This window comes from Burkholderia pseudomultivorans (assembly GCF_902499075.1).
Lineage (GTDB): Bacteria > Pseudomonadota > Gammaproteobacteria > Burkholderiales > Burkholderiaceae > Burkholderia > Burkholderia pseudomultivorans.
In genome coordinates this window covers 52,447-75,990 of record NZ_CABVPP010000018.1, presented here as the reverse complement: position 1 = coordinate 75,990, position 23,544 = coordinate 52,447, and the positions used below count along the sequence as shown (strand labels likewise).

General features: G+C 64.5%; 30 protein-coding genes and 1 tRNA gene. 10 read left to right on the top strand and 21 right to left on the bottom strand.

Features of this window, described 5'->3' with window-relative positions:
• Positions 1-32 precede the first annotated feature (32 nt).
• Positions 33-1,238 carry a Do family serine endopeptidase gene (locus tag BST28156_RS14850; protein WP_060246240.1) on the bottom strand — a complete coding sequence of 402 codons (1,206 nt, stop codon included), beginning with the start codon at positions 1,236-1,238 and terminating at the stop codon, positions 33-35.
• Between the two features lie 21 nt (positions 1,239-1,259).
• On the opposite strand from BST28156_RS14850, the gene BST28156_RS14845 reads away from it, so the two are divergent.
• The 7 genes from BST28156_RS14845 to BST28156_RS14815 all read left to right on the top strand — a co-directional run bounded on the left by BST28156_RS14845 (position 1,260) and on the right by BST28156_RS14815 (position 6,393).
• On the top strand, positions 1,260-2,006 hold the full coding sequence (locus BST28156_RS14845; protein WP_060246239.1) for a Nif3-like dinuclear metal center hexameric protein: 747 nt from the start codon (positions 1,260-1,262) through the stop codon (positions 2,004-2,006).
• 217 nt (positions 2,007-2,223) lie between these two features.
• The gene (petA, locus tag BST28156_RS14840; protein WP_060246238.1) at positions 2,224-2,844 is read left to right on the top strand and encodes a ubiquinol-cytochrome c reductase iron-sulfur subunit; all 621 of its coding nucleotides are present in this window, start codon (positions 2,224-2,226) and stop codon (positions 2,842-2,844) included.
• Entirely contained in the window at positions 2,841-4,223 is a 1,383-nt protein-coding gene (locus BST28156_RS14835) for a cytochrome b (RefSeq protein ID WP_174902558.1), read from the top strand. Before petA ends, BST28156_RS14835 begins: the two co-directional genes overlap by 4 nt.
• 21 nt (positions 4,224-4,244) lie before the next feature.
• Positions 4,245-5,003 carry a cytochrome c1 gene (locus tag BST28156_RS14830; RefSeq protein ID WP_009691894.1) on the top strand — a complete coding sequence of 253 codons (759 nt, stop codon included), beginning with the start codon at positions 4,245-4,247 and terminating at the stop codon, positions 5,001-5,003.
• A gap of 93 nt (positions 5,004-5,096) precedes the next feature.
• Entirely contained in the window at positions 5,097-5,708 is a 612-nt protein-coding gene (locus tag BST28156_RS14825; protein WP_006400565.1) for a glutathione S-transferase N-terminal domain-containing protein, read from the top strand.
• A gap of 71 nt (positions 5,709-5,779) precedes the next feature.
• Entirely contained in the window at positions 5,780-6,298 is a 519-nt protein-coding gene (locus BST28156_RS14820) for a ClpXP protease specificity-enhancing factor (protein WP_174902575.1), read from the top strand.
• Between the two features lie 19 nt (positions 6,299-6,317).
• Positions 6,318-6,393, top strand: a tRNA-Thr gene (locus BST28156_RS14815).
• A gap of 76 nt (positions 6,394-6,469) precedes the next feature.
• On the opposite strand, the gene BST28156_RS14810 is transcribed toward BST28156_RS14815, so the two are convergent.
• From BST28156_RS14810 to BST28156_RS14760, 11 genes are all read right to left on the bottom strand, one after another.
• Positions 6,470-7,498, bottom strand: coding sequence for a tyrosine-type recombinase/integrase (locus BST28156_RS14810; protein WP_053296746.1), 1,029 nt, complete (start codon positions 7,496-7,498; stop codon positions 6,470-6,472).
• Positions 7,498-7,728, bottom strand: coding sequence for a DUF4224 domain-containing protein (locus BST28156_RS14805; RefSeq protein WP_230847180.1), 231 nt, complete (start codon positions 7,726-7,728; stop codon positions 7,498-7,500). Before BST28156_RS14805 ends, BST28156_RS14810 begins: the two co-directional genes overlap by 1 nt.
• A gap of 703 nt (positions 7,729-8,431) precedes the next feature.
• A complete protein-coding gene (locus tag BST28156_RS14800) occupies positions 8,432-11,224 on the bottom strand; it encodes a toprim domain-containing protein (protein WP_174902557.1) in 2,793 nt (930 codons plus the stop codon).
• A 2-nt stretch (positions 11,225-11,226) separates the two neighbouring features.
• Positions 11,227-11,490 (bottom strand): hypothetical protein, encoded by a 264-nt coding sequence (locus BST28156_RS14795; protein ID WP_150331645.1) that lies wholly within the window; start codon positions 11,488-11,490, stop codon positions 11,227-11,229.
• Entirely contained in the window at positions 11,487-11,846 is a 360-nt protein-coding gene (locus BST28156_RS14790) for a hypothetical protein (RefSeq protein ID WP_053296749.1), read from the bottom strand. Before BST28156_RS14790 ends, BST28156_RS14795 begins: the two co-directional genes overlap by 4 nt.
• Positions 11,847-11,850: 4 nt before the next feature.
• Positions 11,851-12,045, bottom strand: coding sequence for a hypothetical protein (locus tag BST28156_RS14785; RefSeq protein ID WP_053296750.1), 195 nt, complete (start codon positions 12,043-12,045; stop codon positions 11,851-11,853).
• A gap of 43 nt (positions 12,046-12,088) precedes the next feature.
• Positions 12,089-12,292, bottom strand: coding sequence for a hypothetical protein (locus BST28156_RS14780; protein WP_053296751.1), 204 nt, complete (start codon positions 12,290-12,292; stop codon positions 12,089-12,091).
• A gap of 4 nt (positions 12,293-12,296) precedes the next feature.
• Complete coding sequence (locus BST28156_RS14775) at positions 12,297-12,491, bottom strand: hypothetical protein (RefSeq protein WP_105752298.1); 195 nt, start codon at positions 12,489-12,491, stop codon at positions 12,297-12,299.
• A 90-nt stretch (positions 12,492-12,581) separates the two neighbouring features.
• Positions 12,582-12,830, bottom strand: a complete 249-nt coding sequence (locus BST28156_RS14770) for an Ogr/Delta-like zinc finger protein (protein WP_006401793.1) — start codon at positions 12,828-12,830, stop codon at positions 12,582-12,584.
• A 9-nt stretch (positions 12,831-12,839) separates the two neighbouring features.
• Positions 12,840-13,118: a hypothetical protein gene (locus tag BST28156_RS14765; protein ID WP_006416695.1), complete on the bottom strand. Its 279-nt coding sequence runs from the start codon at positions 13,116-13,118 to the stop codon at positions 12,840-12,842.
• Between the two features lie 3 nt (positions 13,119-13,121).
• On the bottom strand, positions 13,122-13,358 hold the full coding sequence (locus BST28156_RS14760) for a hypothetical protein (protein ID WP_053296766.1): 237 nt from the start codon (positions 13,356-13,358) through the stop codon (positions 13,122-13,124).
• An 83-nt stretch (positions 13,359-13,441) separates the two neighbouring features.
• Here BST28156_RS14760 and BST28156_RS14755 point away from each other — a divergent pair, with 83 nt between their 5' ends.
• The 3 genes from BST28156_RS14755 to BST28156_RS14745 are packed head-to-tail and all read left to right on the top strand — an operon-like array spanning position 13,442 to position 15,240.
• Positions 13,442-13,903, top strand: coding sequence for a helix-turn-helix domain-containing protein (locus tag BST28156_RS14755; RefSeq protein ID WP_053296753.1), 462 nt, complete (start codon positions 13,442-13,444; stop codon positions 13,901-13,903).
• A gap of 55 nt (positions 13,904-13,958) precedes the next feature.
• A complete protein-coding gene (locus BST28156_RS14750; protein WP_174902556.1) occupies positions 13,959-14,705 on the top strand; it encodes an alpha/beta hydrolase in 747 nt (248 codons plus the stop codon).
• Between the two features lie 52 nt (positions 14,706-14,757).
• Entirely contained in the window at positions 14,758-15,240 is a 483-nt protein-coding gene (locus BST28156_RS14745; RefSeq protein ID WP_174902555.1) for an OB-fold protein, read from the top strand.
• A gap of 85 nt (positions 15,241-15,325) precedes the next feature.
• Here the strand turns inward: BST28156_RS14745 and BST28156_RS14740 are convergent, their stop codons facing one another.
• The 9 genes from BST28156_RS14740 to BST28156_RS14700 form a co-directional block, all read right to left on the bottom strand.
• Complete coding sequence (locus BST28156_RS14740) at positions 15,326-16,471, bottom strand: phage late control D family protein (RefSeq protein ID WP_174902554.1); 1,146 nt, start codon at positions 16,469-16,471, stop codon at positions 15,326-15,328.
• On the bottom strand, positions 16,468-16,896 hold the full coding sequence (locus BST28156_RS14735; RefSeq protein WP_006416694.1) for a phage tail protein: 429 nt from the start codon (positions 16,894-16,896) through the stop codon (positions 16,468-16,470). The genes BST28156_RS14740 and BST28156_RS14735 overlap by 4 nt, the downstream gene beginning before the upstream one ends.
• A gap of 13 nt (positions 16,897-16,909) precedes the next feature.
• Positions 16,910-20,161 (bottom strand): hypothetical protein, encoded by a 3,252-nt coding sequence (locus BST28156_RS14730; protein ID WP_174902553.1) that lies wholly within the window; start codon positions 20,159-20,161, stop codon positions 16,910-16,912.
• Positions 20,158-20,277 carry a GpE family phage tail protein gene (locus tag BST28156_RS14725; RefSeq protein ID WP_012467824.1) on the bottom strand — a complete coding sequence of 40 codons (120 nt, stop codon included), beginning with the start codon at positions 20,275-20,277 and terminating at the stop codon, positions 20,158-20,160. Before BST28156_RS14725 ends, BST28156_RS14730 begins: the two co-directional genes overlap by 4 nt.
• Positions 20,277-20,588, bottom strand: coding sequence for a phage tail assembly protein (locus tag BST28156_RS14720; protein WP_174902552.1), 312 nt, complete (start codon positions 20,586-20,588; stop codon positions 20,277-20,279). Before BST28156_RS14720 ends, BST28156_RS14725 begins: the two co-directional genes overlap by 1 nt.
• 33 nt (positions 20,589-20,621) lie before the next feature.
• Entirely contained in the window at positions 20,622-21,131 is a 510-nt protein-coding gene (locus BST28156_RS14715) for a phage major tail tube protein (RefSeq protein ID WP_105752291.1), read from the bottom strand.
• Between the two features lie 29 nt (positions 21,132-21,160).
• Complete coding sequence (locus BST28156_RS14710; protein WP_105766733.1) at positions 21,161-22,333, bottom strand: phage tail sheath protein; 1,173 nt, start codon at positions 22,331-22,333, stop codon at positions 21,161-21,163.
• A gap of 111 nt (positions 22,334-22,444) precedes the next feature.
• Complete coding sequence (locus BST28156_RS14705) at positions 22,445-23,194, bottom strand: DNA-methyltransferase (protein ID WP_174902551.1); 750 nt, start codon at positions 23,192-23,194, stop codon at positions 22,445-22,447.
• Positions 23,172-23,378 (bottom strand): Com family DNA-binding transcriptional regulator, encoded by a 207-nt coding sequence (locus BST28156_RS14700; protein ID WP_254223976.1) that lies wholly within the window; start codon positions 23,376-23,378, stop codon positions 23,172-23,174. The genes BST28156_RS14705 and BST28156_RS14700 overlap by 23 nt, the downstream gene beginning before the upstream one ends.
• Positions 23,379-23,544: the final 166 nt, after the last annotated feature.

Below are 23,544 nucleotides of genomic sequence, written 5' to 3'. Positions count from 1 at the left end.
GCGTTGCCAGCGTGCGGCCGGCCGGGCCGGCGTCACTCGCTGTCGCTGTCCTGGTCGTCGAGCGCCTGCTTCGGCGGCGGCGGGCGCTTGCCGATCACGACGTTCACGTCGAACTCCTTGCCCTTGCGCACCACATGCACCTTGGTCGGCGTGCCCGGCTTGATCTGCGCGACGGTGTTCAGCAGCTTGGTCGTATCGGTGATCTCCTCGCCGTTGACCGTCACCAGGATGTCGCCCGGCTTGATGCCGGCCTTGTCGGCCGGGCCGCCCTGCAGCACGCCCGCGACGATCGCTCCCGACTTCTGCTGAAGCCCGAACGACTCGGCGATTTCCGGCGTGACGTCCTGCGGCTCGACGCCGATCCAGCCGCGCGTGACCGAGCCCGACGTGATGATGCTTTCGAGCACCGTGCGGGCGGTCGATACGGGAATCGCGAAGCCGATGCCGAGCGAGCCGCCCGAGCGCGAGTAGATCGCCGTGTTGATGCCGAGCAGGTTGCCGTTCACGTCGACGAGCGCGCCGCCCGAGTTGCCGGGATTGATCGGCGCGTCGGTCTGGATGAAGTTCTCGAACGTGTTGATGCCGAGGTGGTTGCGGCCGAGCGCGCTGATGATCCCCATCGTGACCGTCTGGCCGACGCCGAACGGGTTGCCGATCGCCAGCACGACGTCGCCGACGCGCGACTGGTCGGAGCGGCCGAGCGTGATCGTCGGCAGGTTCGTCATGTTGATCTTCAGCACGGCCAGATCGGTTTCCGGATCGCTGCCGATCACCTTCGCGGTGGCCGTGCGGCCGTCGGCGAGCGCGACTTCGATCTGGTCGGCGCCGTCCACGACGTGCTGGTTCGTTAGAATGTAACCTTCCGGGCTCACGATAACGCCCGAGCCGAGGTTGGCCGCGGGCTCGTCCTGCTGCTTGCGGGTATTGCGGTCGCCGAAGAAGTAGCGGAACAGCGGATCCTTCGCGCGCGGGTCGGGCGGCAGCGAGCCGTCCTTGCTGGAGAACACGTTGACGACGGCCGGCATCGCCTTCTGCGCGGCGTCGGCATACGACGTGGTCGCCGGCGCGCCGCCGATACCCGGCGCGACCTGGCGCAGCGCAACGATCGGCGTCGCGAGCTGCTTGCCGAGCTGTCCCTGCCGTTGCAGCCACTGCGGCTTGAGCGTGACGACAATGAACATCAGCGCGAGCAGCACCGTGACTGCCTGCGCGAAGAACAGCCAGAAGCGTCTAAGCATCTGAATGGACTAGAGGTTTATATGGATCGGATCGAACTTGAATTGTACTTGAACAATACCCTTGAAACCGCGCGCTTCAAGGACTATTGCCCGAACGGCCTGCAGGTCGAGGGGCGTCGCAAGATCGACAGGATCGCGACCGGCGTGACGGCCTCGGTCGCGTTTCTCGAAGCCGCGCTCGAATGGGGCGCGGATGCGGTGCTGGTCCATCACGGCTATTTCTGGCGCAACGAGGCGCCGCAGATCACCGGCCGCAAATACCAGCGCCTGAAGCTGCTGCTCGCGAACGACCTGAACCTGTTCGCGTTTCATCTGCCGCTCGACGCGCATCCCGAATTCGGCAACAACGCGCAGCTCGGCGAGAAGCTGGGCCTGATCGGCGAGCAGCGTTTCGGCGAAGGCGACCTCGGCTGGATGGCGACGCTGCCGATGCCGGTCACGCTCGAGCACTTCGTCGCGAAGGTCGAGCGCACGCTCGGCCGCACGCCGCTCGTGCTCGGCGATCCCGACCAGCAACTGCGCCGCATCGCATGGTGCACGGGCGCTGCGCAGAGCTATTTCGACGCGGCGATCGACGCCGGCGCGGACGTGTTCCTGACCGGCGAGGTGTCCGAATACGTGACGCACATGGCGGCCGAGAGCGGCGTCGCGTTCGTTGCGGCGGGGCACCATGCGACCGAACGCTACGGAATCCAGGCGCTCGGCGCCCATTTGTCCGAGCAATTCGATCTCGAACACCTTTTTATCGACATTCACAATCCGGTCTGAAGGTGCGATTGCGGCAGCGCATCGAAATCTCGCAATGGAGCGCATGCTTAAAAGTTGAATGATTTAACCGCTCCTATAGTGGGGGAAAACCCTTAACTATCAATCACTTCGAAGGGATTTTTGGCGTCGGGCCTTGTAAATGGCGACTCCATTCGCGCAAACTAGCGGCGGAATGGAAAGTCGTGACGGAAAATCCAACTCAGAAGTGGGGCGTGTGATGCGAGACAAGGAAGAGAAACGCGTCGACAGCGGCCGCCGTACCTGGCTGATTGCGACATCCGTAGCAGGTGGCGTAGGAGGCGTCGCCACCGTCATACCTTTCGCGGCGTCGCTCGCGCCGTCCGCGAAAGCCAAAGCGGCCGGTGCACCGGTGGAGGTCGACATCAGCGGCCTGAAGCCCGGCGAGATGGTCACCGTGCCGTGGCGCGGCAAGCCGGTGTGGATCCTGAACCGCACCGACGACATGCTGGCCGACGTGGTCAAGGCCGACAAGGAAGTGGCCGATCCGACCACGAAATCCCCGTATTCGATGCCGCTGCCCGCGTATTGCGCGAACGAATATCGCTCGCGCACCGACCGCAAGAACATCCTCGTCGTGATGGCCGTGTGCACGCACCTCGGCTGCACGCCAAGCCAGCGCTTCACGCCGGGTCCGCAGCCGAACCTGCCGGACGACTGGCCGGGCGGTTTCCTGTGCCCGTGCCACGGTTCGACCTACGACCTCGCCGGCCGCGTGTTCAAGAACAAGCCGGCGCCCCAGAATCTCGACATCCCGCCCTACATGTTCACGTCGGCGACGACCCTCGTGATCGGCAAGGACGAGAAAGGAGAAGCGTGATGGCCGACAACAAGGAAGTCTCCACGACAGGTCTTACCGGCTGGATCGACCAGCGCTTCCCGCTCACGTCCACCTGGAAAAAGCACGTTTCCGAATACTACGCGCCGAAGAACTTCAACTTCTGGTACTTCTTCGGCTCGCTCGCGCTGCTGGTGCTCGTCAACCAGATCGTCACCGGCATCTTCCTGACGATGAACTACAAGCCCGACTCGACGCTCGCGTTCGCGTCGGTCGAGTACATCATGCGCGAGGTGCCGTGGGGCTGGCTGATCCGCTACATGCACTCGACGGGCGCGTCGATGTTCTTCGTCGTCGTGTATCTGCACATGTTCCGCGGGCTGCTTTACGGGTCGTACCGCAAGCCGCGCGAGCTCGTGTGGATCTTCGGCTGCGCGATCTTCCTGTGCCTGATGGCCGAGGCGTTCTTCGGCTACCTGCTGCCGTGGGGCCAGATGTCGTTCTGGGGCGCGCAGGTGATCGTCAACCTGTTCTCCGCGATCCCGTTCGTCGGCCCGGACCTGTCGCTGTGGATTCGCGGCGACTACGTGGTGTCCGACGTCACGCTGAACCGCTTCTTCGCGTTCCACGTGATCGCGATTCCGCTGGTGCTGGTCGGCCTCGTGATCGCGCACCTCGTCGCGCTGCACGAGGTGGGGTCGAACAACCCGGACGGCATCGAGATCAAGGCGAAGAAGGACGCGAACGGCGTGCCGCTCGACGGCATCCCGTTCCATCCGTACTACTCGGTGCACGACTTCCTCGGTGTATGCGTGTTCCTGATCGTGTTCGCGCTGATCGTGTTCTTCGCGCCGGAGATGGGCGGCTACTTCCTCGAGGCGAACAACTTCGTGCCGGCGAACCCGCTGCAGACGCCGCCCGAGATCGCGCCGGTGTGGTACTTCACCGCGTTCTACGCGATGCTGCGCGCGACCACCGACCCGTTCAAGATCGTGCTGATGATCGTGATCGCGCTGCTCGGCGTGCTCGCGCTGCTGCGCGCGCGCGGCAAGTGGAAGGTCGGGCTGCCGGTGCTGGCCGTCGCGATCGTCGTGTTCATGTACCTGACGGAGTCGAAGTTCTGGGGCGTCGTGGTGATGGGCTCGGCGGTGATCACGCTGTTCTTCCTGCCGTGGCTCGACCGCAGCCCGGTGAAGTCGATCCGCTACCGGCCGCTGTTCCACAAGGTGTTCCTCGGGATCTTCGTCGCCGCGTTCCTGACCCTCGCGTTCCTCGGCACGCGGCCGCCATCGCCGGCCGCGACGCTGATCGCGCAGGGCTGCGCGCTGATCTACTTCGCGTTTTTCCTCGGCATGCCGGTCTGGACGCCGCTTGGCACGTTCAAGCAGCCGCCGGAACGGGTGCGCTTCAAGCCCCATTAACGTGAGCGAGGAGAGAACGACATGAAGAAACTGCTTTCGATGCTCGCGCTGATCGGGGCGACCGCGTGTGCGCTGCTGGCCGCGCCGGTCGCATCGGCGGAGGGTAATTTTCCGCTCGACCGGGCGCCCGATAACACGGAAAATCTCGTTTCGCTTCAGCACGGCGCGCAATTGTTTGTAAACTATTGCCTGAACTGCCACAGCGCGAACCTGATGCGCTACAACCGTCTGACGGATCTGGGCATATCCCAGAAGGAGATCGAAAAGAATCTCCTGTTTACGACCGACAAGGTCGGCAACACGATGTCCGTCGCGATGCGGCCCGAAGACGCGAAGAACTGGCTCGGCACGTCGCCGCCCGACCTGTCGGTCGAAGAGCGCGCGCGCGGCCGCGACTGGCTGTATACGTATCTGCGCAGCTTCTATCGCGATGATACGCGGCCGACCGGCTGGAACAACGCGGTGTTCGAGAACGTCGGCATGCCCCATGTACTGTGGCAGCTGCAGGGGCAGCGCACCGCCAAATTCGAAGAAAAGACGGACGAGGAGACGGGCGAGAAGGTTCGTACGCTCGTCGGCTTCCAGCAGGTCACACCGGGGACGCTGTCCGCGGTGGATTATGATGCTGCCGTTGCCGACCTGGTGGCGTACATGACATGGATGTCCGAGCCGGCCCAGCAGACCCGCAAACGCCTCGGCGTATGGGTGCTGATCTTTCTCGGCGTCCTGACTTTCCTGGCCTGGCGGCTGAACGCCGCGTACTGGAAAGATATCAAGTAATCACGCCTGACCGGCGTGGGGCCGGCGCAACGTGGAGCCCGCGAAGGGGTTTCGCCGCGCGCCGGCCCTCGGCTTTTTTGAGGAAACGCAAACATGATGGTTCTGTATTCCGGCACAACTTGCCCGTTCTCCCAGCGTTGCCGGCTGGTGCTGTTCGAGAAGGGCATGGACTTCGAAATCCGTGACGTCGACCTGTTCAACAAGCCGGAAGACATTTCGGTGATGAACCCGTACGGTCAGGTGCCGATTCTGGTCGAGCGCGACCTGATCCTGTACGAATCGAACATCATCAACGAGTACATCGACGAGCGCTTCCCGCATCCGCAACTGATGCCGGCCGACCCGGTGCAGCGTGCGCGCGCGCGCCTGTTCCTGCTCAACTTCGAGAAGGAGCTGTTCGTTCACGTCAGCACGCTCGAGAACGAGAAGGGCAAGGCGGCGGAGAAGAACCACGAGAAGGCGCGCCTCGCGATTCGCGATCGCCTGACGCAGCTCGCGCCGATCTTCGTGAAGAACAAGTACATGCTCGGCGAAGAGTTCTCGATGCTCGACGTCGCGATCGCGCCGCTGCTGTGGCGTCTGGATCACTATGGGATCGAGCTGTCGAAGAACGCCGCGCCGCTGATGAAGTATGCCGAGCGGATCTTCAGCCGTCCGGCGTATATCGAAGCACTGACGCCGTCCGAAAAGGTCATGCGTCGTTGATGATGCAATGAAGGCATGACGGAGCGGGCGATGCGGCTGGCCGCATGCCCGCTCCGGGTTCGAGGATTGTGATGCAAGAGATTTCAACGAAGCCTTATTTGCTGCGTGCGCTGTACGAGTGGTGCACCGATAACGGTTACACGCCGCATATCGCGGTGAGGGTCGACAACTCGACGCGTGTGCCGCGTCAGTTCGTGCGTGACGGCGAGATCGTGCTCAACATCAGCTTCGAGGCGACGAGCCAGTTGCAGATGGGCAACGAGTGGATCGAGTTCACTGCGCGGTTTTCCGGCAAAGCGCACAAGATCGAGATTCCCGTGGCCAACGTGCTCGCGATCTATGCGCGGGAGAACGGGCAGGGGATGGCGTTCCAGGTCGATGCGGTGGCGGGCGAGGGCGAGGATTCGGGCGCGTTCGACGACGCGGACGACGCGTCGCGCGACGAGCCGGGCGCGCCGGCGGCGGGTTTGACGCCGGTCGCCGACAACGGCGCGAACGAGGAGCCTTCGGAAGGCGCCGACGAGCCGCCGAAAACCGACGGTGATGGTTCGAAAGGCGGCAGCAGACCTCGCCTCAAGATCGTGAAATGAGGTAGAATCTCGCGCTTACGCCGGCTTAGCTCATCTGGTAGAGCAGTTGATTTGTAATCATCAGGTGGCGGGTTCGAGTCCTGCAGCCGGCACCAATGAAATCAAGGGGTTACGCGATGTTTGCGTAGCCCCTTCGCGTTTCCAATAACCCCCTCACGTTTCCAATGCGCGTCAGCGAGACGGTTTAACCGGCCGTGCCCCGCGTACGTATCGCGCCGTCATGCCTGGTCCGCTGTGTCCTGCCAAGCGCTGCCCGGCCTCCAACCCTTCGTCGATCGTCTTGTGTGTCACGCCGCGCGCGCGGAGATCGCGAAACTGGAATTTCGCCTTGTCGATGCCGGCCAGCTCGCGTGCCTTGTCAAAGCGCGAGCGCAGTTGGCCTTTCGTGAGCGGATAGCCTTCCTCGTCGCGCAACAGGTAGGGCGACACGTCGACCTTCGAACCACGCCAGGCGAGCAGGCGCTCGATCAGCGCCGCAAGCTCGCCCGTGATTTGTACGGTGACGAATGCGCCCGTCTTCTGCGTGCGGAAGATGAGGTTGCCCCGCACGATGTTGGAGCGCTGCACGCGCAAGACGTCCGAGGGGCGTTGTGCGCAGAGATCGGCCAAGTCCATCGCGTTGCGCAGCGGCTGATCAGCCACGGCGTAGACGGCCGCATACAGCTCGTCGTCGATGAGGACGTTCTGACGCCCGGTCTCTTTCTTCCCGCGCACGCCGGCACACGGGTTCGCGATCGTCATCATGCCCCACAGCCGCCCGCAGTTCAGGACAAGCGACAGCACGGCTTTCGTGCGGTTGGCAGTTACGACGCCGCGTTTCTCTGCCGTTGCGCGCCAGATCGTCGCGACGTCGGCCGGCGTGAGCGTGTCGAGCTCGCGATCACCGATGACAGCAGCGAGCCTGGACAGGAACAGGTCGTACATGCGTTGCGTCGCTGCCGACTTCTGCGGCAGCTCGCGTATGCGGTAAGCCTGTTCGAGCATGGCGAACGTATGCCGTGTCGTTTCCGACGACGGCACACGCGAGCCTTCTAACTCAGCCCAACGTTGCAGCGCGACGACGCGATCAGTGCCGAGCGGCTCCAGAATGCGCCGCCCGTCCACCTCGCCGTGATCGTAGTAGTAGCGCAGCGAGCCGTCCGCGTTCTTGCGCGAACGAAAGCGTGGAATTGCGCCAGGGGTTTGTGCCTTGCCTGCCATCACACTGCGCCAAGGTTGAGCGATGTCGGCGTCGCTACGTGCGCCGTACGCGCGGGTTTCGAATCAACGATACCCATTTGTTTGTCGTGGTACGCGCGGGCTACAAGTACACGGCCGTGAACGTCCACGACATGCGGCCAGCCTTGTTGAGCGAGCCAACGAATTTGGCGTGCGCGGATTGGTGTTCCAGTCAGTTCGCGCAGCTCACTGCGCCCGAGATATTTTTCCATACCCATTGCTGTAACGAAAAGGGAGCACACGCAGCGCAACCCGTGGATCCGTGGTTTGCGCTGTTTTGAAACATAACTTAATGATTTTTAAGGGAATGTTCCGCCACGGATTGCCACGAATTAGCCGTGGATAGCTCCACAAACCCGTGGCTCAAAAAATAGGCACATGCGGAAACCCGTGGCAAAACGCACAAAACCCGTGGCACGCGTTTCGGTCGTCTGCTCCCCCCTTCATTGCATTCTTTCTTCTTCTTTTTCAATGAATTAGAGAGAAGAGAGAAAGGGGCGACGACGGCCGGCGCAAAAATCCGACCCGTGGCAAAAACAAGCCAATCCGTGGCAAATTCGGCCGGAGCCGTGGCGGTACTTGCTTCAAGAATCAATGACTTACGAGCGGACGCGTCCGGAATCCACGATTGGCGTGCGCTGCCTGCCCGTCCCCTGTGGAAAAATCCGCCCGCGCGGCCCCGCTCCGTCTCGGCTCGCGCTGTTGCCCGGCCGTTTCGACTCGCTGGGGGAACGGGGGGAAGCGAGCAGCCCGGCGGCTGCGCGACGGCGCGCGCCGATTGCTGCGCGACGGCGCGCGCCGATTGCTGCGCGCATCGGCGCACGCACCGGAAACCCGAATCCAGGGCCGCTACGCGGCCGCAGGAAAGGAGGGAAGGGGTACGGCCGCGCAGCGGCCGCATCGGCTGAGAGCGCGTCATGCGTGGCCTCCCTGCATCGCGTCGGAGGCCAGGTCTTCGCGGACTGCGACGTACAGGCCAAACGTCGCCAGGCGCTCGAGCGAGATCGGCACCAGATGTGCGACGCGACGTGTGTAGATGCGGCGCTCGACCTCCTTGTCGCCGACAACGACGCCGGCGTGCTTGAGCTGCGCCTTGAACACGCGGTCCGATTTCACGGGCAGGCCGTTCCACTTGTCGCGCAGCGCGCTGGTGTGTGCGATGTGGTCCATCACGTGGCCCGTGCGCAGCAGCAGGCAGAACTCGCCGTCGACCATGTCGAACGTGTACGGGTGCTTGTAGTTGCCGCCGTCGATTTCCGACAGCACGGTTTCCATGATCCAGACCCACGGTTCGCGATCGGCGCTCGTTTCGGCGATGTGGCCGTTCATTTCAGCGAGCAGGTCGCGCGGGAAGTCTCCCTCTGTGGGATCCATGCCGGCGAACTCGCACAGGTAGCGCCACGCGAGCGCGACGGCCGCATAGTTGCCGGCCATGCGCTTCGCGCCATCGTCCTCACCGCTCGCGCGGCAGTTGGCAAGCGCCTTGTCGCGCAGCGTCGCGTACTGGTCCAGCACGGCGCGCTTGTCGAGCCCGGCGAGAAATTCGAGCCACTGCCGAACCGGGAAGCGCGGCAGGTCGTCGGGCAGCAGCGGGCCGCGCTTGCCGGTCAGCGTCGTGCGCACGAGCTTGCCGAGCAGGCTGCGCACGGGCACGTCTTCGCCGGCGAGCATCACAGGCGCGCACAACAGGTATTCGGTCATGTCGGTGCCGCGGCGCGTCACGGTGTACTGGTAGTTCTCCTGCAACAGCCCGACCGCCTTGTCGATCACGTCCTGCCGGCGCGCGGACAGCTCTTCCCATCCGACCGGGTGACTGGTGTGGCTGATGCTGGTCAGCAGGCGGAACTCAGTCTGCAGCGACTGGCCGGAGAACATCGTGAAGGCGAGCGATCGCTCGAGCCGCTTGATGAGCGTCGACTTGCCGGCGCCCTTGTTCGCCTGGATCGTGATATGCGGCCAGAAGCCGAGCAGCGCCTTCAGGTGGCCGCCAAGCGCCCATACGAGCGGGATCGTCGCGGCGTTCTGTTTGAACGTCGTCTGGTAGGCGGTGATGACGCGGCGCGCGTCGCTGATCGGGCCGCTCGGGAACGTCAGGTTGTGATACGGACACTGCTTGTCCGCTTCGGTGAAATAGCAGTCCGGGCCTTCGTTGACGATCAGCCGGCCGTCGCGCCACGCGAGCCCGACGAAATTCGCGGCCTGCCGCGCGCCGAGGTCGGCGCCGCGCTCGAGGATGTTGACCATGCGCTTGAACGGCGCCGGCGCCCAGATAGGCCCGAACTTGCCCCACTGATCGACGTTGTGCAGCTGGTCGTCGAGCATCACGCGGCGAATGAGCTGCGCGCCGTGGCGCGGCGCTTGCACCGACACGGCGAAATACACGGTCGGTGCCTGGTCGGCGTCGCCCGTCATCGTCGACGTCGCGCTCGCGACCGACACGCGGCTCATGCCGGCGATGCGGAAACCGCACAGATCCGTCATCACCGGGGTCTCGACGCCCGATTCCTCGTTGCGGTCCATCTTCGTGATGTAGCTGGTGAAGTCGGGCCGCACGCGGAAGCGCCAGTACTGCGCGAAGTCGTGCGACGGCAGGAAGATGCGCGGCCGGCCGCGGCGCGTGGCGTCGCCGGCGAGGCCGGCGATCAGCCACGGCTCCAGCTGCTCGAGCGCACGCGCCAATTCGAGCGGCCCGCGCAGCTGCAGGTAATCATTGACGTCGTTGATGGGCTTCGGCTGCTTCTCGCCGTCCGCGAGGTCGGCGAACCAGTCAGCCTGGTCGACCAGCACGGCGCTGATGTCCAGCGCGGTGAGCCGTTCGTAGAGCGCCCACGCAGCTTCGGGGCCGGGCCGTTGGCCGGCGCGCGGGTGGCCGTCGGCGAATGGCTCGTCGTTGTCCATGCAGATCACGACCTGCTTGCCGCGCAGCGGCGTGAAGTCGATCGCGTCAACGTTGCCGAGGCCGCGCAGCGCGAGCGCGGCCGCACCGGGCAGCGCACACGTGTCGATCGACAGCGCGTTGATCGCGCTCTCGACGATGAATACGCGCTTCGCCTTCTCCAGCCGCCGCGGATCCGCGGTCCAGCCGTAGCCCGCCTTGTCGCCCTGCGTCTGCGTTTTGACGCCGCCGTTCAGCGCGGGATCCACGTAGCGCATGTCGACGGCGACGACGCGGCCGTCGCCCGGCGCTCGGACGATGAACGCGGCAGCGGGCCCGCCGTGGCCGACTTCGCCGGCGGCAACTTTCGAGCTCGTCCACGTGTTGAACCCGAGCGTGCATGCGGCGATCGCCGCGTCGATCGCGGCGGTGGAAATGCCGCGGCCGCCGAGGTATTCGCGGACATGCTCGCGCTCGGCGAAGCAGCGATCGGCGATGTATTCGACGGTCGTTTTCTCGCGGCGCTCGGCCTGCGCCGGCCGGTCGAGCGGAATGCCGTAGGCGTCGTGCAGGTAGCGCACGGCGTCCGCCACGCTGCCGCCGCGCACGTAAATCACCAGATCGATGCACGACCCGCCGACGCCGGCGCTGTGATCGCGCCAGCCGGTGCCATGCTTCGGGTGATTCACGTAGATCGACAGAGACGGGTTCTTGTCCGCGTGCTGCGGCGAATGGTAGAGCGCCTTGTCGCCGCCGCGGCCGCGCTTAAGGCCGAGGCGATCGGCGAGGTCGTGCAGGTCGATGCGTTGTTTCAGTTCGTCGATCGAAGCCATCGTTATTGCTGATGTTCAGGTTGCTGCTGGGTGTGGTCGGCCGGGTTGCTCGGCGTCGCGGGAGAGAAGACGAGCGCGCGCAGCGCATCGGCGGACTCGGGGAAGTCGAGCGCGAGGTGATCGCTCAACGCCGCGACGAACAGGCCGAGCGCGCACTGGCGAGCGACGCTGCCGGGGCGGTTGTTGAAGTGCAGAGGATTCGCGGCCGCGACGATCGCGGCTCGCAACGCCGCATCGTGCGGCGAAGCATCGAGGCGGCGGCTCATGCGGCTTCTCCGAGGATCGCGAGCCGGTTGCGCGCGAGCTGGTACGTGGCGAACTGCAGATCGGTGCGGGCCGCCGTTGCTTCGTCGAGCATCGTGCGCAGGCGGCGTCGATTGCGCTCGACGTTCGTCGTCGCGTTCGTAATCGCGGCGGTGCGGGATGCGCCCGCGCCGGCCTGCATACCGGATGCCAGGTGCGTGACGACCCATTTTTCGGGATGGCCGTCGGCGAGATAGGGCTCGGCGTGGATGCCGAAGGTCGCGCCGACGTCGTTCGGGATGACGACGTGCTCGCCGGCGACGGTGCGCAGCCCGGCCGGCGTCAGCAGTTCGTAGCGGATGGATGTGTCGATCGTCATCGCATCACCCCCGCGGCGGGACCGACCAGGCGAGCGCCGTGACGAGCGCAACCATCACGGCAACGCCGATGACGAAAGCGATCGGCCGCGCATACCGGACGTCGAACAGGCGCAGCACGTCGGACGCGATGCAGTAGATCCCGGAGAGGGAGAACGAGAGCATCAGCAGCACGCCGATGCCGAAAACGTAGGGCTTCATGGTGTGGTTCCTGTTGAATGCGCCGGCGGCCGGCGCGGGTGAGTCATTCGTCGACGTCGTTTGCGGCGCGGCGCTTTACGTCGGAAGCGCTCCGCAACCGGGCCTGTTCTCGGTCCTGCATCGCGCGCGCCGCGGATTCCACGACCAGGCGAACGGCGCGATGGCGGATCGACGTGTCGAAATCACCGACCATGCGCAGGCGATGCCACGCCGCGCGCAGGTCGACGTCGGTGAGGGGCGCGCGCATCGCGTCAGTGCATCCAGGCGAGCAGCGGCGTGCCGCGCGCGGGATCCCACGACACGACGAAGCCGAGTGCGCGAGCGGATGCGACAAACACGTCCGCGCGCACGTCAGCCGCACAGAGCTTCTGCAGGTAGGCGACGCGCTGGTCGAAGTCGAGCGACGAGGTAAGGGCGGTGACGTGAGCGGGAGTCGGCGTTTGCATGAGGTATCTCCAGAATTTCAGGCAAAAGGAGTCCCCCGCGCCCGCGCGAGGCGGGTGCGATGGGTGTGAAACAAGAATTGCGGTTACTGGTTAGGCGTCGATCAGCGAGAGCTGACGCGGGTCCTGCGGTAGCCGGTCAACCTTGCCGACGGGTAGGTAGACCATCGGGTTCGGATTGAGGCTCGGCGCGATCGTGTGGACGGCGGCAATATGGATCTTGTACGTCGTCGCGCATTCGATGTTGGTGCATTGGCAGTACGCCTCCCGGACCAGGACGGACAGCGGGCGGCTGGTCCGAATGACGGCGCGGCTGCCGCAGTGATGGCACTTCAATTTCATTCGGGGCTCCTACGGGCGGCTGCATTCGCCGCGGCCTTGGCGGGCGCACTGGCAGAACATGCCGACTTCACCCAAGGTCGCGACAGCGTCGAGGTATTTGCGCGTCACGCAGACAAAGCCCACGGCAGCGACAAGCGTGTCGATCTTGTCGATGACGATTCCCTTGCCGCCGCTCAGGAAGCGGCTGACCTCGGAGTCGTCCCATCCGAGCGCAGCTTGTACTTCGTGACGTTTGGGACCGTGCAGCGCATGACGAAGCGCGGGTTCGATAAGGGCGGGCGGCTGCATGACTCAACGCCCGGCAAAAGAACTTGCGTGCAGTTGAGCGGCCGGGCCGGTAACTTTGGCACGGTATCGCTCGACGCCCTCGAGGTAGATCAGACGGGCGACGCTGGAGGTGGAGCGGTTCAGGAACGTGGAGAGCTCTTCGAGCGCGCGGCGCTCGTCGGGCATCAGCCGCATGTATACGGGCTTGCTGGACAGCACGCCACGTGGTGAGCGTGTGACGGGGGCTTTCTTGCGGAGCATGGCGGTATACTTCCCTTCGTTAACCTTGCACAACCAATGGTATGCGGTCATTTGGCCTCATGTCAACGTTTTTGTGAATTCGAATGAACTCATTTGCGGAGCGCCTACGGGAAGAACGTCAGCGCCTTGGCCTAAACCAAACGGACTTTGCCGCCGCTGGGGGCGTTAAACGGGATGCACAGCAAAACTATGAGAGCGGTTTGCGGCGTCCTGATTCCGCGTATCTGGAGGCAATCGCCGTGCGTGGCGTCGACGTGGCGTACCTACTGACGGGCCAGCGCAGTGCCGCGGCACTGAGAACTGACGAGGAAGTTTTGTTGGCCGGTTATCGCGCGCTGGACACGAAGGGGCGTGCCGGTGTTCTCGGCATGATCGCCGGGATGACGCAACAGGGCGCGACCGAGTCGGCGTCGACGAAGACCGCGAAGGTTCGCCAAAACTTCGAGGGTGCCAACATCGGCCAGCACGTCACGGGTGATGTGACAGCGCCGTTCTCGATCAACATGGGTGGTAGCGCGGGGCGAAAGAAGAAGCGCGAAAGCTGATCACGGTGAAACGTAGACCACGGCAAGGCCAGCCGTAGGAGAAAAAAGGAAGTCAATGAATCAGAAGTTCGATGGGGAAATCGGGCAAGTTGCCGGCGGGGATGTGAAGAGCAACAGCGCGCAGACGAGCGTCAACGTGCACTTCCACGGCGGTGAGCCCAAAGCTGACGCTACGAAGTTCATCACCGAGAAGCAGCGCGCGGCAATTGCGCGCCGAGCGTTCGAGATAGAAGCCAAGACCGGCACCGATAAATTGATGGTGTATCGGCGCCTCAAGACGGTTTTTGGCTTTGAATTCATCGAGCAGATGCCGCGTAGCACGTACGAGCGGGCGATCAAGTATCTGGACAGCTGGATTCGGAACGGCAACCTCGGGCACCCTCCCGCCCCGTCCGGTCAACAGAAAATCAAACACCCAACTTCGCCCGCACCGACGGTGCACTGCGAGTCGCCTGTCCCGCAGCCGCAAACCTCCGTCCCGATTGCGGTGACACCGGCTCTCGCCGCCCCCGCGATGAGCCCCGCTCTCGTACAGCAAAATGGCAAGCGGCCGCGCCGGGGGGCGATGGCGCTTGCGGTGATCGCAGTGATCGTTGCTGCGGCCGGGGCGTATTTCTACGTCGAGAGGCATCGTACCGACGTCGTCGAACGTGTCCAGGCCGCTGAGCCGGTGCATTGCGAATACGGCGGCGATCGCTATTCTCCCGGCAGCATTGTTATGCAAGTCGGGGTACGTCGACAGTGCGTTGCCGCGGATGGCGTTGCAGCATGGCAAAAGGCTGACGTCGCCGTCCGCCGCTGATTTTCTATACCAATTTCTAACAAGCGCAGCGCGCTATATTTCCGAGAGACCTATGAAAAAACTGCTCAAACTGCTTGGCATCGTCGTTGGCGTCGTTTTCGTTATCGGGATGGTAGGGGCTATTTTTGGTGAGAAGCCGACTGCGGAGCAATCCACCGTATCGAATCCGGTCAGCGAGCGATCCACCGCATCGAATCCGGTCAGCGAGCGATCCAAGCCGGTTGAGACGATCAGTGTGACGGCAGCGGCACTGTTCGCTGCGTACGACAAAAATGAAGTCGCTGCAGATCAGAAGTACAAGGGCAAGGCCCTGTCGGTAAGCGGCACGATTCAGAGCATCGATAAGGACGCGTTCGATAATATCGTGGTGAAGCTGCGGACCAGTAACGAATTCATGCCCGTCAACGCATACCTGAGCAAAGGACACGAGGCATTGGCAGCGGCGCTTGAGAAAGGCAACAAGGTAACGTGGACGTGCGAAGGTGGCGGTCGCTTGATCGGTAGCCCGATGTTGCGCGACTGCACGCCGGCGTAACGGGCCGACACACCAGCGAACTGAAGCCCGCGATCGCGGGCTTTTTCGACGCAGCGGGTAACTCACGCATGCGTCGACAGTCTACTCACTCCCCTTCCGATTCGATCTCCGGCACCTCGCTCGCCTTGACTTCCAGATCGAGGTCCGATGTAAATCCGCCGTTACCGTCGAGCGTATGTGTAACGCGCGCGACGATCCATTTGCAGTCGTCGATGACACGTTTGTAACCGCGCACGGTGACAGGTAATTCGGTCATCAGCTCCGGCCGGCCGAGCGCGAGCACGATGCTGAACTCTGCAACGCCGCGTTGCAGCTTCTCCCATTCCGCCTTCGCCGCGCGTGTCGCGTTGCTCTTGTTCGCGTACGTGTGCCGCAGCACCTTCACGTTCTCGGCCGTGCCGAACAACACGTCGCCGCTCTTGTCGAGCGGCTTCTTTTTCGTGGTGCGGCGCCTGCGCCGCTTCACGGTGGTTGACTGTTTCTTCGCGGTGCGCGTGTTCAGATAAAACGCCTGCACGCCGGAATACGTGTCGCGATCGGCAACGCCGAACTCGTGGCGATCGCCAACGTCGCGCGTGATCGTGATGGCGGGCAACGGCTTGCCGCTGGCCGTCGTCGCCTCACCGGCCTTGATGAACAGCAGCTTTCCGTTCTTCACTGTCGCGATCGCATCGAACATTTTCGCCAGGCGCGACAGCAGGTTCGCGTCCGACTCCGCGGTCTGGTCGATGTGGTCGACGAGCTGGCCGTCGAGCGCCTTGCTGATGCGCGCCTCCACCTTGTTCTGGCTCGCGATCGCGCGCACGATCGCGCCGACGGTCTGACGGTGCCACGATCGCTCCTTCTTGATCGACAGGCCGGCACGCAGATCGACGCTGCGCGCGCGAATCGTGAGCACGTCCGGCGTGCCGGTGTGCCGCACCTCGTCGACGACGAATTCGCCCTTGTCGACGAGGCCGTTTGCGGCACCGGCCCAACCGATCGCCACCTTCAATCTCACACCGCGGGTCGGAATCTCGAGCGCGCCGTCCGAATCGTCCAGGCTAATGTCGAGCTGGTCGGCTTCGAAGCCGCGGTTGTCCTGCAGCGTCATCGAGATCAGTCGGCCGTCGAACTTGTGCGAGATGTCCTTTCCGTTCAGCGTAATCGAGTAGATCGCACGCGGCACACGATCGTCGGCCAGGACGGTTTTCTGCACCAGGTCGGCGCCCGGCAGGTCGGCGAGGTTCATAGCGAGATCGCCTCCTTGATCGCGTCGGTGACGATGCCGAGCATGTCGATGTCGTCGTTGCGCGTGAGCGCGACCGTGAAATCGATGCGGCGCGCGGCGCCGTCCGGGAAAAACAGCGTGCGGGTCGTATCGATGTTGTCGATCGTGAACATGCCGTAGATGTGGCCGGTGCCCTCGATCAGCGGCCACGCCGTGTGCTGGTCCGCCATCGCCTCGAGCACAGACAGCGACAGATCGCCGCCGGTCAGCTCGGGCAGCAGCACGCCGGACAGGACGATCGTTTCCTCGTCCTCGCCGACGTACTGCCGCGCCGGCTTCCGGCCGACACGGTTGTTGCTTGCGTAGCGCCAGCCGCGCCGGCGCTTCAGCTCCTGGTAGGGCAGCGTCGACAGGCTGAACACGAACAGCCCGAGCGCCATCATCATGACAATCCCTCCTTCAATCCCGATCGCGCAGGCGCGACCGATCGCGCGCGGCCTGCGCGGCCTGCTCTTGGCGCATCAGCTGCAGCACCTTCTGCGCGAGCGCATTCGCGTCCATGCCGGGCGACGCGTACACGTTGATCGTGATCGGCGCCGGTGTCGACGCTGGCGTGCGCGCAACGGCCGCGGCGGTCAACGGCGGGCGGTTGTCGACGGTGAGGGGTGCGCCGCCGGCGATGGCCGCGCCCGTGATGCCGATGCCGGCGCCGGCCGCGACGATCCGCTTGCCGAGCTCGCGCACGGTCGCGAGCGGCCCGTCCAGGCCGTTGCGCAGCCCCTGCTCGAGACCGGCCATTGTCCAGCCGCCGAGCGCGGCGAACACGCGGCTCGGCGAATGGATGCCGAGCCGTTCCTTGAACCAGCCGACCACGCTGTCGCCGGCGGCCTGGATCGCAGTCTTCACGGCGCCCAGGCCGTTCGTGATCCCGTTGACGAGCCCCGACATCAGGTTCGCACCGAATTCGACGAAGCGTGCGGCGGCATCCGCTGCGACCACGATGATGTCGGCGAGCCACGCGCCGAAGCCCTTGCCGGCACTGGTCGCCTTGTCGAGGCTTTCCTTGGTGGAATCGACGGGACCCAACATCCGTTTGATCCAGTCCCACGCTCCTTTCATGGCCTCGACGAGCCAGTTGAATACGGGCTTGAGCGGTTCGAACGCGGAGCCGAGGATCGCGAGCACGCGAGTGAAGATCGGCGCGAGCGGCTTCAGACCCTCGGATAGCCCTTGCCAAAAGCCCGAGAAAAACGCCTTGATCGGTTCCCAGTATTTGACGACGAGAAGCGCGGCGAGCGCGATGCCGGCAATCACCAGGCCGATCGGGCTCATCAATGCGACACGGCCGACGAATAGCAGCGTCTGCGCCAGCCCACCGAGCGCCGCGCGCACGCCATTGATCGCGCCCATCGTGCCGCCCTTGACCAGGTTGAAACCGCCGTGCGCCCCGTCGACGGCCATGCCCGACACGCCGCGGCGCGCGACGTACTGCCGGGCCATCGTCCAGCGCGACACTACGGCCGCGCGCGTGGCGGCGGCCTGCGCGGCGACGGCGCGCCACAACTGCGCGGTGTACTGGCGCGCAGCGCTTGCGCCATCCTTCATGGCGGCGACCGCCGATACGCCCCATTGGCGCACTGCCGCGCGTGCGGCTCGACAGGCGGCTGGCACCCGCTGTGCGAGCGACGCGACGTAGGCGCGCAGCGACGCCGCTGCAGCTCGGGGAGACGAAGCGACCCAGGCGCTCGACAGCGCCGCACGGATGCGTGTCGCCGCGCCGCGCGCACCGGTGCCAGCAGCGGCGACGCCCGAGGCAGCGCCGGTCGCGGCGCCGGAGAAGCGCCGCAGCGCGCCAGCGCCGGCGCCGAGCGCGCGCGCCAGGACGCCGCCCTGGATGCCGAGCATCGACATGCTGAAGCGCACGATTGCGAGCGGCCCGAGGATGCCGGCGAGCGCGATCGTCAACGTGCCGAGCACGGCTAACAGCACGCCGAGCCCGGCCGCGCCGATCGCGACCGCGCGCGTGAAGTTGGGATACTGCTTCGCGAAGCCGAGCAGTCGCTCGAGCACGGTCGTCGTCAGCTCGAGCGCGCGGTTGTACACGGGCAATACCTGCTCGCCGATGACGGTGCGCAGGTTGCGCACCTTCTCCAGCGCAATCAGCTCGCGCCCTTCGGTTTGCTTCTGCCCGAGCGCGTGCAACTGGTCGATCCCGTACGCGCCGCGGTTCAGCTTCTCGTTTTTGTGAATCTGCTCACGCTGCATGTACATCGTCGCGAACAGATTTGCGCCGTTGCCGTTCGTCATGATCGTGGAGAATTCCTCCAGAATCTTGGCGTCCGACGTGATGCCCTTGGCTTTCAGCTTCGGCAGCAGCACCTTCTCCATCCACTCGAACGGCGACGCGTTGAACAGCTCCCCCTGGATCAGCGCACCGGGCTTGATGCGCTTCACGTTGCCGATGGTGTTGTATTCGACCGACTTCTTGTCGACGAGGCCCAGTTCGACCAGGCGCTTCGCGGCGCGCACGGTGGTCTTGCCCTGCATCAGGTTGCTGTACGCCGCCTGCACACCGGTGCCAGCCGCATGCCCGCCCATTTCCTGAATCAGCGGCTCCATCTGGTAGTAGAACGCGTCCTGGCGCATCTGCTTCGCCGCGACCTTGCCGGTCTGGATGAAGTTTCGCCATTCGTCGCCGCCGACGCGCCCACCGGTCGCGGTCAGCACCTGCTGAACCATGTTCGCTTCTTTGATGAACGCTGCCTCGGATTTCGTGCCGCCGCGCAGCTCGATCACCTTCAGCATGTTCATGAACTTCTCTTCGTTTTCGTGCCCCTGGCCGGCGCCGAACATCGCCTCGTTCGCGAACTTCATCTTCGCGAGCGTCGGCATCACCATCTGCGCGTGATGCTCGTCCGCGAAGATCGACATCGCGTCGCGCATCAGCGTCATGTTGTCCGCGATCGCGACGCCCGGCGTTTTCATTCCCCGCACGTAGCGCTCGGCGTCCTGCGTCGCGTGATCGCCGAGACCGAGCCCCTGAATGCGGCCGCGCTCGTTCTGGATTTTCTTCGCCTCGGCCAGCGGCTCGCGCAGATCGTCGAGGATGTGCTGACCGGTCGAGCGCGCGGCATATCCGCCAATTGCCATCTCGGCCGCAGCGCCACGCATGGCGCCCATCTTCGTGCGCGCGGCCGCGATGCGCTGCTGACGGTGGTTCAGCGCGTCGAGACGGCGCGTCTGCGCATCGATGGCGTTGGTGGTTGCGGCGATGTCGTTCCGCAGAGTGCGCTCGTGCTGGGAGAGCTTGCTCGTGTCGACGCCGGCGCGCACGAGCCGATTGCGCAGCTCGTCAACGCCCGCCGATTGCTTCTTGAACGCGATACCGAGCCTCGACGACGCTTGCCGCGCCTTCGCCAGCTCGGCAATCATCTGCTGCGACGGCGGCCCGTACGCATGCAGCGACTTCGCGAGTTCCTTCACCTTCTTCTGCGCATCGGCGAGCTTCGCCGATGTGTTCGCGAGGCCCGTGCGCATCTCGCGGAACTCGCCGATACGCCGCTGCGTGTCGCTCAGCTCCTTCAGGCGCGCGCGGGTGTCGCGCAGGTCTTTCACCAGCGTGCGGTTGCGGCCGGTGATCTCGCGAATCGGGCGGCTCGCCTGGTCGAGCGCCTTCAGTACCACTTCCAGACGAAGCGAACGGTCGCTCATTCGTCGCCTCGCTCGTAGCGCTCGCGCGCGCGTTCGCGCCAGTCCATCAGCTCAGACAACGGCATGGCGGCCATCGCGTCGGGCGACCAGTGGAACACGAGCGCGATATCGGCCATCACGTCGTCGACGGTTCGAGGGAGGCGTCCGCCTTCGACGAGTTCGGCACCAAAAAACCGGCTACCTCGGTGCCGAGCTGGACGAGGTCCGCAGGGTCCAGGCGTAGCACGTCCTGCGTGGTCAGAACGGGATCGCTGATGCGCGGCAGCACCTTCGACAACGCGATCACGTCCAGCTGCAGCACGTCGGTGAGCGCGACGCCGCGCAGCGCGCCCGCGAGCGGCTTGTTCAGCGTGACAGCGGTGATTTCCTGCTCGCCGCGCTTGATCGGTGTGTCGAGCGTGATGATGGCGGATTGCTTCGATTGCATCGTATGGTTCCTCTGAGGGTAGGGGTAAGGGGGTTACAGGCCGATGGCGCGGCGCTGCTGTGCGAGACGATCGACGCCGCCGACGATCTCGACGAAGTTCGGGACGTCGATCTCGATCAGCGTCTCGCCGTTGCAGATGAGCCGGTAATACGACAGCGACATCGTGCCGGTCTGGTCGGCGTTGTCGCCGGCCTTGGCCTTGCCGGGGTCGATTTCCTTGTAGCGGCCGCGCACATACACCTCGACCGCGTCGACATCCTCGGTGTCGTCGCGCTGATAGGAGCCAGCGAAACGTACGGTGACGCCGTCGACCTTCGACGTGCCCCACGTCTTGAACATCTCCTTCATGAAGCCGCCCATCGTCAGGCCGAGTTCCATCTTCTCCATGCCGAGATCGATGTCGACCTCGGCGTTCATGCCGCCGCCGCGATACGCCTCCATCTTGCGCGTGAGCTTCGGCAGCTGGATTTCGGTGACTTCCCCGACGAACGAGGTGCCGTCTTCGAAGACGTTGAAGTTCTTCAGTTTGGATGGCAGAGCCATTGCATTTCCCTATGGTGAGTGTCGAGCGATCAGACCGCGATGCTTTGCGCGAACTTGACCAGATAGCGGTCGGTGATGCGCTGGCGGAACGTCAGGTCTTCGAGCGGCGGGGCAGGGCAGAAGTCGTAGTCGATGAAGCCCAAGCCGGCCTTGAGCGAATCCTTGTCGTTCGCGCCCGGATCGAACCAGCATTCGCCGTCGATCAGGTAGCCGGCGGTCTTCCACGCGCGGAACTTCGCATTCACGCCGTCGACGATGTCGCGCATCAGCGTGCGGCTCATCGGCTGGTCGACGGCCCACATGTGCGCCTCGGCCATCGTGTCGGCGATCACCTGCGCGCTGCGCACATAGTTCTCGAACGCCCACAGCTTGTCCTCGGAACAGGTGCGCGATCCCCATAGACGGTAACCGTCCGCGTTCACCAGCGTGGTCACTTCGTGGCTGTTCAGGTAGCCCGCGTCGGTGTTCGGGTCCTGCAGGTCCCAGAACACGTCGCGGCTGATGCCCGTGACGCCGTTGACCACGACGTTCGAGATCGTCTTGTGCCAGCCGATCTCTTCGTCGATCTTCGCGCGCATGCCGAGCGCGCGCGCCGTTGCCCACGTGATGTCCTCGGCGTTGGTCGTGGTGTTCCAGTTCACGAAATCCGGCCAGATCGTCATCAGCTCACGCTGGCCGAAGTTCGCGCGGTAGGCGGTCGCTTCCTCCTTCGTCTGTGCGCCGAACGCGCTGATGTAGCCGAAGCCGCGCAGCTTCTGCGCGATCGTCGCAAGCTCGGAGGCGACGGGCAGGGTGTCGAGGCCTGGACAACCGAGCACGCGCGGCTTCACGCCGAGGCGGCTCTTCGCGGCGAGCAGCGCCTTCATACCGGTGTACTGGCCGTCCGCGGTGGTCGTGCCGATCACGTTGGTGGTGGTGGTATCCGCATCCTTGCCGGTTGGCACACGCACCGCGACGATCAGCGGGGACGTCTGCGCGGCGATCGCATCGAGCGAACGCGCGAGCGTGCCCTTCGTGCCTGCCTTGCTAATCGCTGCCTGCACGTCGGTGATAAGAACGGGACGGTTTTCGGGGAAGGTGGCCGCATCGGCGTCGTCGGCCGTGCTGACCAGGCCGATGACGGCCGTGCTGACCGTGCGGATGGGGCGCGTACCCTCATTGATCTCAATGACGCGTACGCCGTGGTGGTAATCAGAAGGCATGCGTTTCTCCCGGAAGTGAGCCTCCCGAAAGATTGCCGCTCGCGCGCGCGCAGATCACGCGCGCTTGGTTGTGCAGCGGCCGGGTACAACCGAAACCGCCGCGAAACGTCGCTACGCCGCGACGCCCGGAGTGCCGAGCCCGGCCACGCGGGCCGTTGCCACCTGATGGTAGGCCGGCTCGAGCTCGCAGCCGATCCAGTTCAAGCCGGCCTGCTTCGCAGCATCGAGGAACGTCCCGGACCCGGCGAACGGGTCCAGGACGACGCCCCCGGCCGGCGCCAAGCGCACGACTTCGCGCGCGAGCTGCGCGGGCTTTTCGGTCATGTGACGCTTCGGGTGCGCGAGGCGTTCTGAGAACACGCCGGGCAGGTACACGTCGGCGCGGCGCACGGCGCCCTTCGTCGCCCAGACCAGGAATTCGGCCTGCTGCGCGAAGCCGCCGGCGCGCGGCCGCGCACGGCCGCTCGTCTTGTCCCACACAGCGACGCCGCGCCACGTGAAGCCGGCCGCCTGGATTGCATCGGTGAGGCTCGGTAACTGGCGCCAGTCGACGAAGCAGACGAGGTGCGCTTCGTTGCGACTGACGCGGTAGACCTCGGCGAGCCACGTCATGCACCAGAACGTCCACGACCGTTGATCCTTGCTGTCGTGCTGGAATTCAGGGTAGACGGTCTTCACGTCGCCGCCGATGTACTTGCTCGACGGCGCCTGGCTGCGCGACGCGCTCGTCGTGCCGCCGGACGAGTAGGGCGGATCCGTGAAGGTCAGGTCGATACAGCCGTCGGGCAACGCGCGCAGCACGCTCAGTGCGTCGGCCAGATGAATGCGGTTGATCAAGTCAGCGAAGATGGGGTGTTGCATGGGGCGATTCCCTCGTATCGGAGGCTCGGTGGCCTGCGGGTAAGGGGCGCTCGGCCCTCAAGACGTTCATGGCCCGACAGCGCGGGCATTTGATGGTGAGCCGGATGTACTCGCCGGCTCTGAGTTTTCGGTTACAGCTTCCGCAACGGATGTCCTGTATGGGGCACGCGCTTCGATTGACCATCTGGCAAGTCTGGATGTGCTCCCAGCGGCGGTTGTTACTGCGTGGTGACGTCGTCGTTAGATAAAGGGATCGAAAGTTTAAAAAAACGTATCCGTAAAACGATTGCGAATTAAGACACATATGCGCTGAGCCTTAACGAAACGTACAATCACTGTCGGCTCGACGT